The sequence below is a fragment of the Cupriavidus sp. HPC(L) genome, assembly GCF_000307735.3.
Lineage (GTDB): Bacteria > Pseudomonadota > Gammaproteobacteria > Burkholderiales > Burkholderiaceae > Cupriavidus.
Genome location: NZ_AMPR02000130.1, coordinates 1 through 8,172, shown reverse-complemented (window position 1 = coordinate 8,172; position 8,172 = coordinate 1). Strand labels below are relative to the sequence as shown.

General features: G+C 66.8%; 13 protein-coding genes. 7 read left to right on the top strand and 6 right to left on the bottom strand.

The annotated features are described in order from the left end of the window. Positions 1–43 precede the first annotated feature (43 nt). Positions 44–1,219, bottom strand: coding sequence for a hypothetical protein (locus B551_RS09640; protein WP_006579171.1), 1,176 nt, complete (start codon positions 1,217–1,219; stop codon positions 44–46). A gap of 111 nt (positions 1,220–1,330) precedes the next feature. On the opposite strand from B551_RS09640, the gene B551_RS09635 reads away from it, so the two are divergent. The 3 genes from B551_RS09635 (at position 1,331) to B551_RS09625 (ending at position 3,065) form a co-directional block, all read left to right on the top strand. After that, positions 1,331–2,029 carry a glutathione S-transferase family protein gene (locus tag B551_RS09635; protein ID WP_006579172.1) on the top strand — a complete coding sequence of 233 codons (699 nt, stop codon included), beginning with the start codon at positions 1,331–1,333 and terminating at the stop codon, positions 2,027–2,029. Positions 2,030–2,032: 3 nt separating this feature from the next. Continuing rightward, a complete protein-coding gene (locus B551_RS09630; RefSeq protein ID WP_006579173.1) occupies positions 2,033–2,356 on the top strand; it encodes a multidrug efflux SMR transporter in 324 nt (107 codons plus the stop codon). Positions 2,357–2,495: 139 nt separating this feature from the next. Then, entirely contained in the window at positions 2,496–3,065 is a 570-nt protein-coding gene (locus tag B551_RS09625; protein WP_006579174.1) for an HD family hydrolase, read from the top strand. Positions 3,066–3,117: 52 nt separating this feature from the next. Here the strand turns inward: B551_RS09625 and B551_RS09620 are convergent, their stop codons facing one another. Beyond that, positions 3,118–3,594, bottom strand: a complete 477-nt coding sequence (locus tag B551_RS09620) for a MarR family winged helix-turn-helix transcriptional regulator (RefSeq protein WP_006579175.1) — start codon at positions 3,592–3,594, stop codon at positions 3,118–3,120. Between the two features lie 69 nt (positions 3,595–3,663). On the opposite strand from B551_RS09620, the gene B551_RS09615 reads away from it, so the two are divergent. From B551_RS09615 to B551_RS09605, 3 genes are read left to right on the top strand one after another with little or no spacing between them, the layout of a single operon-like run. Beyond that, complete coding sequence (locus B551_RS09615; RefSeq protein ID WP_006579176.1) at positions 3,664–4,143, top strand: carboxymuconolactone decarboxylase family protein; 480 nt, start codon at positions 3,664–3,666, stop codon at positions 4,141–4,143. Next, the gene (locus tag B551_RS09610) at positions 4,143–4,637 is read left to right on the top strand and encodes a GNAT family N-acetyltransferase (RefSeq protein WP_006579177.1); all 495 of its coding nucleotides are present in this window, start codon (positions 4,143–4,145) and stop codon (positions 4,635–4,637) included. Before B551_RS09615 ends, B551_RS09610 begins: the two co-directional genes overlap by 1 nt. Continuing rightward, positions 4,637–5,290 carry an FMN-dependent NADH-azoreductase gene (locus B551_RS09605; RefSeq protein WP_006579178.1) on the top strand — a complete coding sequence of 218 codons (654 nt, stop codon included), beginning with the start codon at positions 4,637–4,639 and terminating at the stop codon, positions 5,288–5,290. Before B551_RS09610 ends, B551_RS09605 begins: the two co-directional genes overlap by 1 nt. 40 nt (positions 5,291–5,330) lie before the next feature. Here B551_RS09605 and B551_RS09600 read toward each other — a convergent pair whose 3' ends face one another. Together B551_RS09600 and B551_RS09595 are read right to left on the bottom strand one after the other, a co-directional pair. Continuing rightward, positions 5,331–5,765: a hypothetical protein gene (locus tag B551_RS09600; protein ID WP_006579179.1), complete on the bottom strand. Its 435-nt coding sequence runs from the start codon at positions 5,763–5,765 to the stop codon at positions 5,331–5,333. A gap of 63 nt (positions 5,766–5,828) precedes the next feature. Continuing rightward, the gene (locus B551_RS09595) at positions 5,829–6,776 is read right to left on the bottom strand and encodes a LysR family transcriptional regulator (RefSeq protein ID WP_006579180.1); all 948 of its coding nucleotides are present in this window, start codon (positions 6,774–6,776) and stop codon (positions 5,829–5,831) included. A gap of 79 nt (positions 6,777–6,855) precedes the next feature. Between B551_RS09595 and B551_RS09590 the strand changes: the two genes are divergently transcribed. Then, positions 6,856–7,473: a LysE family translocator gene (locus B551_RS09590; protein ID WP_023263974.1), complete on the top strand. Its 618-nt coding sequence runs from the start codon at positions 6,856–6,858 to the stop codon at positions 7,471–7,473. Positions 7,474–7,492: 19 nt separating this feature from the next. Here the strand turns inward: B551_RS09590 and B551_RS09585 are convergent, their stop codons facing one another. Both B551_RS09585 and B551_RS09580 read right to left on the bottom strand, forming a co-directional pair. After that, the gene (locus B551_RS09585; protein WP_006579182.1) at positions 7,493–7,762 is read right to left on the bottom strand and encodes a hypothetical protein; all 270 of its coding nucleotides are present in this window, start codon (positions 7,760–7,762) and stop codon (positions 7,493–7,495) included. A 43-nt stretch (positions 7,763–7,805) separates the two neighbouring features. Beyond that, positions 7,806–8,172, bottom strand: a 367-nt coding sequence (locus tag B551_RS09580) for an MFS transporter (protein ID WP_023263973.1), incomplete at its 5' end; no start/stop codon positions are given.

The window sequence follows — 8,172 nt, the reverse complement described above, 5'->3', positions numbered from 1 at the left end:
GCCGCCGCGGCGCCACGGCCGTCCTGACGCCGCGGCCCTCGCTTCAATCGCCGACCAGCCGATAGCGCCGCATCGCTTCCGCCACCACGCTGGCCCGCAACACCTGTTCGTCGGCGAGCGCCTTCAATGCGATCACCGCGATCCAGCGCGGATCCTGTACGTCGACGGCGCCGGCGTGATGGCTAGTCCTGGCCCCGGTCCCCGCCTCCACGCCGAGCGCGATGAAGCGATCCGCAAGATAGGGGCCAATCTGCTGCGCGATCGGCGCGCCATAGCCGGTCAGCGCGACGATCGGACCGCCGCCCGCCGCCAGGCAACGCTGCAGATGGCTCGACCGCGGCCGCGCGAGCGGATGCAGCCGGTTCCAGCGTGCCGCCGCCTCGGCGTCGCGTGCCAGCCGGGTATAGCTCGGACAGCTCCATAGTTCGACCTCGACGTGCCAGTCTGCCCGCAAGCGCTGCGCCGCTTCCGACATCGCGCGCAATGCCTTGCCGGCGCCAAGCAGCCGAACGCACGGCCCCTGCCGCTCACGTGCCGTCTCGATGAGATACATCCCTTTGGCCGCAGCCACCGCGCGACGGCGATCGAGTTGCGGCCATGCCGGCCACTCCTCGCCGTGCGCGCTCAGGTAGACGAAGCCGGAACGCCCCTGCAGATACAGGCTGCGCAGCGCTTGCAGCACGATGGCCCTCGCCTCCTCGCCCGAAGCCGGATCATAGGGCAGGCAGCGGCCGTGCGACGCCAGCCATAGCGGCAGCTCGGGCCTTGCGCCCTTGGGCCACGGCGACGGCAGCGTTTCGATGTCGTTGCAGAAGATGCCGCGTTCCCCTGTTTCCAGAGCCGATGCCCATACGGCATCCGCGCGGCCGCTGCGCAGCAGGTACAACAGCGGCCATTGTGCGGCCTGGCGCCGCGCGCCGAGCCAGTAGCGCCAGGCACTGGCCTCGTAGCGGCCGCCGCCTGCCCCGTCCGCGCTGTGTTCGCCGGCATCGCCGATGTCGATAGCGTCGGGCCTGCGCACGACCCATGCGGGCGAAGCCGCGCCGGTCGTGGCCGCCGCGGCCTCGGCCAGCTGGCCAGCAATTTGAGCGACCGTCGCGGCGGGCGAAGCACCCGCCTTCGCCCCACTTTCCGCTTCGATCCGTGTGATGCAGGCCATCGCCGCCGCTCGCGTCGCGGCGATGGAACCAAAGGCGGCCGGCGTCCTTGAATGGCCCATGGATTCGCTCCAGTAATGGCGGCGCTTGCCGAATGCCGCGCCGTCGATTAGAGTTGCAACAGCAACGATTGTAATTGCAATTCATCGACATTCTATCGGAGGGAAGCCATCATGTCAGCCGGGTCAGCCAACGCGAACGACACCGCCAGCCCCGCCCTGACCTTCTATACGGCCAATACCCCCAATGGCCAGAAGGTCAGCATCTATCTGCAGGAAGCGGGGCTGCCTTACCGGCAGGTCGACATCGACCTGAACAAGGGCGAGCAGAAGCGCCCGGAATATCTGGCGATCAATCCGAACGGCAAGATCCCGGCGCTGGTCGATCACGGCGAAAACATCACGGTGTTCGAATCCGGAGCCATCCTCAGCTATCTGTCGAGCCGCTACGGCGCGCTGCATCCGGCGGACCCTCGCGAGCAATGGCAGATCCAGCAATGGCTGCATTTCCAGATCGGCGGCATTGGGCCGATGCTGGGGCAGCTATGGTGGTTCCGGCATGGCTCGCGCAGCGGCAATCGCGAGGCAATCGAACGCTATGCCAAGGAGGCGCATCGGCTCTACGGCGTGGTCGAGCGCCAGCTGTCCCGATCGGCATACCTGGCGCTGGACCGCTACACCATTGCCGACATCGCCGCGTTTCCCTGGTTGCGTACCCATGACGAACTGCAGCTCGACATCGCCGAATACCGGCACGTGCTGCGCTGGCTCGATCGCATCGCGGAGCGTCCGGCGGTGCAGCGCGGTCTGGCGGCCTTGCGTCCGCCGTTCGGTGCGAGCCAGGACGCCACGCAGGACGCGGCGGAGGCCTGAGCGATGGCCTGGACCTTTCTCTTTATCGCCGCCGCGCTGGAGATCGTCATGGGCGTCGCGCTGAAGCTGAACCAGGGCTGGACACGGCTGCTGCCCAGCGTGGTGGCGGTGGCCGCCGGACTGGCCAGCATCTACCTGCTGGCCAAGGCGCTGCGCAACCTGCCGGTCGGCACCGCGTATGCGATCTGGACCGGCATCGGCACGCTGGGCCTCGTCGCCATCGGTATCGTCAGCTTCGGCGAAGGCGTGCAGTGGCAGCGGCTGCTGTTCCTGACGTTGACGGTGGTCGGCATCATCGGGCTGCGGTTTTCGGAGGCGGTGGGCTGACGAAGGGCTACGGTCACGCGCCCACGCCATGGCGCTATAGTAGGCACGACGCATAATGGATGCGCAGACCGCGCCACGGGCTCCCCTTACGCTGAGCGCCGGCACTGCATGAGGACACTGCATCAGGACACCGCAACAGATGGATACCGCACTGATCGAGGGCAGGCTCGACTTCCTGCGCGAGGCCGAACGGCTGAAGGACGTGCTGCGCAGCGCGCGCACGTCGTCGGGCCGCCCCGAAAGCACCGCCGAACATAGTTGGCGGCTATGCCTGATGGCCATGGTGTTCGCCGATCAGCTTCCCGAACTCGACTGGCTGAAGGTACTGAAGCTCTGCATCGTCCACGACCTTGGCGAGGCGATCCACGGGGACATTCCCGCCACCGAACAGTCGGCGAGCCGCGGCAAGAGCGAACAGGAACGGCACGATCTGCTGGCGCTGACGTGCGTGCTCGATGCCTCGATGCGGGACAGCATCCTGTCACTCTGGGACGAATACGAAGCCGCGGCATCGCCGGAAGCCAAGGCCGTCAAGGCGCTCGACAAGCTTGAAACGCTGCTCCAGCACAACCAGGGCAGCAATCCGCCGGACTTCGACTATCGCTTCAACCTTGACTACGGCAAGCGGCACACCGATACGCACGCGCTGTTCCGGGCGATGCGCGATCTGATCGACGAAGACACGCGCACTCGCATCGGCGATGCGTAACGCCCAGGCACTCGCATAGGCGAAAGCCATGGCAGGCGCACGGTCCTTCCCGTCAATCCCGCTCCGCTTCGGCCGCGACCGCCACCAGCCACGACCGCACCGCCCGCTCGTCGTCCGCGGACAGCCCCTTCCTCAGTTCCCGTTCCAGCGTCTGGATCCGCGTCCGCGCCTGCGCCAGCAGCGAGCGCCCATGCTCGGTCAGTTCGATCTGCTGGATGCGGCCGTGTACCGCGTGCGGGCTGCGGGTAACGGCGCCCGCCTTTTCCAGGTTGGCGACGATCACGTTGACCGTCTGCGGCGTCAGCACCGCCATGCGCGCCAGATCGGCGTTCGAGCTGCCGGGATAGGCGGCAAGCATCGTCAGCACCGAAAACTGCGGCTGGGTCACGCCGATATCGCCGAGGGCGCGTTCGGCGCGATTGCGCCAGGCGCTGGCCGCCTGACGCAGCAGGTAGCCGAGATAGCCGGCTTCCCCGCGCTTGCCTTCGCCCGCCTTCGGCAAGGCGGTTCCCTTGGGGGTTTTGCTCATATTATCAGCACTCTGATATATTGTTCGAACTCTGATATCTTATCATTCCACTTCACAGGAGCCGCGACCATGTCGGACAGACGCGATCACCACCCCGTACCGCCGGACTATCCCGCCTTCCGCGGACTCGCCGCCGATGCGCACGCTCATCTGCTTGGAATCGGCAAGTCGGTCGACGCCACGGGCCTCGACAAGCGGCTGACCGAGCTGGTCAAGCTGCGCGTCTCTCAGCTCAATGGCTGCGCGTTCTGTACTGCGCTGCATGCCAATATCGCGCGCAAGGCTGGTGTGCCGCAGGTCCAGCTGGATCTGCTGGCGGCATGGCGCGACGCGGGCGAATTCTCGCCGCGCGACGTGGCGGCGCTGGCGTGGGCCGAGCATCTGACCCGGATGGCACAGGCCCCGATTCCCGACGACGCCTACGCGGCGCTGCGCGAGCAGTTCTCCGAAGAAGAAGCCGTGCAACTGACCGTGACGATCGGCACCATCAACGCGTGGAACCGCATCGCGGGAAGCCTGCGTTTCCCGGCCTCGCAGGGCAAGCTGTGATGGGCGACCATGGAATCGGCATGCAGCCGTCCGATGCGCACGACATCGAGGAGCTGCGCGCTGTCGAAACCGAAGCGGACGCCCGCGCCTGCTATCCGCTGATGCATCAGCTCCGTCCACATCTGGATGGGGAGCGGGAATTCATCACGCGCTGGCGGCGGCAGACCGCCGTCGGGTACCGGCTGCTGGCGCTGTGGCGGCAGGATCGGCCGGTGGCGCTGGCCGGCTTTCGCGTGCAGGACAATCTGATGCACGGCGTGCATCTCTATGTCGACGATCTGGTCACCGATCAGGCGCTGCGCGGCAGCGGCTACGGTCAACGCCTGATGGGGCGACTGAGCGAGGAAGCGCGCGTCCTCGGCTGCGCCAAACTGATCCTCGATACACCACTAACCAATACGCTGGGCCACCGCTTCTACTATCGGCAAGGGCTGCTGGCAACGGCGCTTCGATTCAATCTGCCGATCGCGCCCGCAGGGCAGCGGGAGCTATGATGAAAACCGTACTCCATATCAGCGCCAGTCCCAATGGGGAGGCCTCGAACAGCCGGCGCACGGCCGCCGCGCTAATCGAACGGATGGGCCAGCGCGAAGCGCTGCGCGTGATCGACCGAGACCTGGCGCGCCGGCCGCCGCCACTCGTCGACGAGGCGTTCGCGCACGCCAGCCTCGCGGCGGAGTCGGCCGACGCTGCCAGCGACACGGGCGTGCTCGCGTTGTCGGCCTCGCTGATCGCCGAACTGCAGGCCGCGGACCGCATCGTGATTTCGACGCCGATGCACAACTTCACGGTGCCGGCGACGCTGAAGGCGTGGATCGATCAGATCCTGCGCCCCGGCCGCACGTTCGCGCGCACGCCGGAAGGCAAGAAGGGGCTGCTGGCCAGCCGCCCCGTCTATCTGATCGTCGGCAGCGGCGGACCGCTCGGCGATGACGGCAAGGGCCAGCCGGACTTTCTGACGCCCTATCTGCGTCACGCGCTGGCGACCGCGGGCCTTCACGACCTGTCGGTGTTGCGGCTCGACAATCTGCGGCGCGGACCGGCCTATCTCGAGCGCGCGCATGCTTTGGCCGATACGTGGATCGCGCACCAGATCGCCGCGCTGTCGCAGCAATGGCCCGGCTCAGCGGTGCCGGTCGAAGCGTGAGCGTCGGCCCACGGCAAGGGGTCGGTTCAGCCGAGGCGCACTACGACATGATCCCCTGCGCGCGCAGTTCCGCTTCCTCGTCGCCAGCGATCCAGCCGAATATCCTGGCGCTGCCTTCGCGTAGCTGGATCAGGTAGTGGACGGTGAACCGCACCACGCGCGCGGCCTCGCCGGAGCGCTCGAAGGTGGACGCCCAGGCCACGCTGGCAACGCAATGCATCGGGTCGATCGGGTGGACCGCCACATGGTCGACGGCCATATCGCGCATGCCCATCGCGCGATAGTGCTCGAAGCCCTTGCCCATCACGCCGCGTAGTTGGTCGTCGTTGTTGCCGGTCATCACGCCGCCGGGCCAGGCGGTGATGAAGCTCTCGGCAAAGAAGCCGGCGACCGTCTCCAGATCGGCCTCGCCTTGGATGCCTTGGACGAAGCATTGCTGGTACCGGTGGAATAGCTGCTCGATGTGCTGCTGCATGGGTCTGCTCCTCGATGCGTGCTTCCCTCCCCATTCCCTTCGGACAAGATAGTCAAACCCGGCTCAACCCGCACGCAACCGGTCGAGCGCCGCCGTTGTCTTCAGCCAGTCGAGCACCGCGGCGGCGGGCGTGCCGGCCTGGATATGCACCGGCGACAACAGACAATAGCGTGAACCGTCCTCGACAAAGCCCATCGGCGCGGCCAGCATGCCGTTGGCGATATCGTCCTGCACCAGATGCCAGGGCCCGATGGCGACACCAAGGCCCGCCACCGCTGCCTGCAGGCTGAAGTAGAAATGCTCGAAGCTCTGCTCCGGCGCGCGCGATAGCGTCTGTCCCGTGATGTCGGCCCAGGTCCGCCAGGCGTTCGGCCTTGTCCGCGTATGCAGGCGCGGTGCGGAAGGACGCAAGGATGCCTTGCCCTTGCGTGCCGCAAACCACGCGCCGGCCTGGTCCGGCCGGCACACCGGACCGATCCGTTCGACGAACAAGGGCACCGCGTGGACGCTGTCGGGCCAGGCGAAGTCATCGCGCCGAAGCGCGAGATCGATGCCGCTGTCGAATTCGACCGGCCCGCCGCCGGCAACGAGGTGCACGTCGAATTCGGGATGCCGCGCCTTGAAATCGGGCCAGCGCGGAATCAGCCAGCGCATCAGCAACGTCGGCTCGCACGACAGCACCCATTGCCGCGCTTGCCTCGCACTGGCGCGTAGCTCGCGTGTAGCCTGTCGAATCACGCCGAGGCCATCGCGCACCGCCTGCGCGAGCCTGCGCCCTGCATCGGTCAGGAAGACGCGGCGGCTGCGCCGTTCGAACAGCGCCACACCAAGGTCGTCCTCAAGCGTGCGCACCGCGCGGCTGACCGCGCCATGCGTCAGGTGCAATTCGTCGGCGGCGCGGCTGAAGTTCTCGAGCCGCGCCGCCGCCTCGAAGCAGCGCAGTGCCAGCAGTGAAGGCAGACGGGCGTCGCCCGATGGTGAGTGCGACTCACCATGGTGGTCAGTAAACATCGCTATTCGTCGATCGTCAGGTCCCCTAACATAGGGCAACCATTCGTGGTGCTTGCCACAGGAATCGACAGAGTAAACCATGACCGAACTGTTAGCCGTGATCACCATCACGCTGCTCGCCGTGATCAGCCCTGGACCGGACTTTGCCATGGTGACCCGCAACAGCCTGGTGCTGTCGCGGCGCGCCGGCGTGCTGACGGCACTGGGGATCGGACTCGGCGTACTGATCCACGTCGGCTACACCATCCTCGGCGTCGGCGTGCTGATCCAGCAGTCGCTATGGCTGTTCCACACGGCCAAATGGATTGCCGCGATCTATCTGGTCTATTTGGGTATCGTCATGCTGCGCGCCAGGCCGGGCGGCTCGCTGGCCGAAGGCCGCACCGCCCCGCTGTCGGATCTCGCCGCATTGCGCACCGGCCTGCTGACCAATGCGCTGAACCCGAAGACCACCGTCTTTATCGTCAGCCTGTTCATGCAAGTAGTGCGCCCCGATACGCCGCTGGCCACGCAGATCGGCTACGGCGCCTTCATCGCGGCCGCCCATATCGGCTGGTTCAGCCTGGTCGCGGTGTGCCTGTCGACGGGCGCCGTACGCGAGCGGCTGCTGTCGGTGCGGCACTGGATCGATCGGATTTTCGGCGGGATGCTGGTCTCGTTTGGCGTGTTGCTGGCGGCGGCGCGCGGCGCGCGTTGAAGCGCAATCCTGCGCCGGACTACTCGCCGAATTCCTGCTGGATGCGCGGCGCCTGCGGACACTGCCGATCCAGCGACTCCCGATACTTGACGCAGCCGCGCAGAAACTGCGGCCAGTCCGGCACCGCCGGCGTGTGCGTGGCCGCGTCGGGCAGCAAGGCCCACAGGTCCGGGTGATGCCAGCACAGATCGTGGCCCGACGCATCCCGATGGCGGCGGATGCCGGCGCGCAAGCGCTTTACTTCCTCAACCAGTTGTTCGTGGCTCATCGTGTCGACGTCGTCGTCCATGGTGCCCTCCTGCGTGTCGGTTGGCTTTGTCGAAACCTTGAGCTTAGGCGGGCTGCGCGCAAGCTGCGGAGATCTTCGGCATATGGCGAAGCGTCAGCGCCCAGAACGCCAGTGCGGCGGCACTGATGCCGGCGCCGAGCAGGCAGACCGCCTGCCATCCGGCCAGCGCATAGACCCATGTCGACGCGATGGCGCCCATCCCGCTGCCCACCGAATAGAACAGCATGTAGCAACCCACCAGCCGGCTGTGCGCATCGCGCTGCGCCGCGAAAATCATGCTCTGGTTGGCGACATGGATGGCCTGGCCGCCGAGGTCCAGCGCGATGATGCCGATCACCAGCCACCATAGCCCGTGCGCATCGAACCACCACAGCGGCAGCCACGAGGCCAGCAGCACCAGCAGCGCGCCG

Excerpts from the sequence above, each read along its gene's own strand:
- B551_RS09630 (WP_006579173.1), top strand. The coding sequence starts at position 2,033 with ATGGCCTGGACCTTTCTCTTTATCGCCGCCGCGCTGGAGATCGTCATG.
- B551_RS09590 (WP_023263974.1), top strand. The coding sequence starts at position 6,856 with ATGACCGAACTGTTAGCCGTGATCACCATCACGCTGCTCGCCGTGATC.
- B551_RS09620 (WP_006579175.1), bottom strand. The coding sequence starts at position 3,594 with ATGAGCAAAACCCCCAAGGGAACCGCCTTGCCGAAGGCGGGCGAAGGC.
- B551_RS09615 (WP_006579176.1), top strand. The coding sequence starts at position 3,664 with ATGTCGGACAGACGCGATCACCACCCCGTACCGCCGGACTATCCCGCC.
- B551_RS09640 (WP_006579171.1), bottom strand. The coding sequence starts at position 1,219 with ATGGGCCATTCAAGGACGCCGGCCGCCTTTGGTTCCATCGCCGCGACG.
- B551_RS09585 (WP_006579182.1), bottom strand. The coding sequence starts at position 7,762 with ATGGACGACGACGTCGACACGATGAGCCACGAACAACTGGTTGAGGAA.
- B551_RS09625 (WP_006579174.1), top strand. The coding sequence starts at position 2,496 with ATGGATACCGCACTGATCGAGGGCAGGCTCGACTTCCTGCGCGAGGCC.
- B551_RS09635 (WP_006579172.1), top strand. The coding sequence starts at position 1,331 with ATGTCAGCCGGGTCAGCCAACGCGAACGACACCGCCAGCCCCGCCCTG.
- B551_RS09595 (WP_006579180.1), bottom strand. The coding sequence starts at position 6,776 with ATGTTTACTGACCACCATGGTGAGTCGCACTCACCATCGGGCGACGCC.
- B551_RS09610 (WP_006579177.1), top strand. The coding sequence starts at position 4,143 with ATGGGCGACCATGGAATCGGCATGCAGCCGTCCGATGCGCACGACATC.
- B551_RS09605 (WP_006579178.1), top strand. The coding sequence starts at position 4,637 with ATGAAAACCGTACTCCATATCAGCGCCAGTCCCAATGGGGAGGCCTCG.
- B551_RS09600 (WP_006579179.1), bottom strand. The coding sequence starts at position 5,765 with ATGCAGCAGCACATCGAGCAGCTATTCCACCGGTACCAGCAATGCTTC.